Below are 846 nucleotides of genomic sequence, written 5' to 3' on the forward strand. Positions count from 1 at the left end.
GGCGCCGGCAACATCACGCAATGGGCCTACGCCCTGCCGGGCGAATTGGCGGCGTTGCAGGGGTGAGCCCCGCTCAGATCACCGGTGCGGCCGGGACGAGGTCTTCCAGGTCGACGCCGAGCGCGTCGGCCAGTGAGCGAAGGACGACGATGTCGCTCGTCCCGGTGCCGTCCTCAATGGCCGTCAGATCCGCGTGTGAAATGCCGCCGCGTGCCGCAAGTTCGGTCGTCGACAGGCCACGTCGTGCGCGCCAGAAGGCGAGCGGAGACGGTGCGTGGCGCAAGGCATCGAGATCGGCTTCATTCAGCAACTCGTCCTCGCCGGAAGCGAGCCGGGTCTGCGACGTGACCAATGTCTGCAGGTCCGATGCATCCTCGGCCAAAGCGGCCAGCCGCTCGAACTCGGCTTCGGGCATGATGACGATGGATTCGCCGGACGGTGTCTGCGTGCGCACGATGGTCATGGTGCTGGATCCTACCCGTAGATCGAGCCGCGGGGACCGACGGCATGCACAATGACCCGATCCGGCTCGATCGTGAAGATCACGCGCCAATCGCCGATCCGCAGGCGAAACCCCTCGGCCCCTTTCAGGGCCTTGATGTTGTTGGACAGAGCCGCGGGATCGTCGGCGAGGGTTCTCAGTTTCTCGCGTATCTGCGCTTCGGTGTTGGCCGGCATACGGGCGAGCGCCCGAGCCGCGGGACGGGTGTAGACGATCGTTCGGCCCATGCCACCACCTGTTGCAGCCGCCAACAACTTTCCGTTGAATATGCCGGAAGGCAAGGGATTCGATGACCGCCTTTCCCGACATCACCCCTGAGATCCGCGCCGCCGCTCCCGCCCTGC

At 65.8% G+C, this 846-nt stretch carries 2 protein-coding genes; both read right to left on the reverse strand.

Features of this window, described 5'->3' with window-relative positions; translation table 11 throughout:
- Positions 1–73: 73 nt before the first annotated feature.
- Positions 74–463, reverse strand: a complete 390-nt coding sequence (locus tag MBTS_RS20870) for a helix-turn-helix domain-containing protein (RefSeq protein WP_192216388.1) — start codon at positions 461–463, stop codon at positions 74–76.
- 11 nt (positions 464–474) lie between these two features.
- The gene (locus MBTS_RS20875; protein ID WP_082473252.1) at positions 475–729 is read right to left on the reverse strand and encodes a type II toxin-antitoxin system RelE family toxin; all 255 of its coding nucleotides are present in this window, start codon (positions 727–729) and stop codon (positions 475–477) included.
- Positions 730–846: the final 117 nt, after the last annotated feature.

Origin of the sequence: Methylobacterium bullatum (assembly GCF_014845095.1) — a bacterium.
GTDB lineage: Bacteria > Pseudomonadota > Alphaproteobacteria > Rhizobiales > Beijerinckiaceae > Methylobacterium > Methylobacterium bullatum.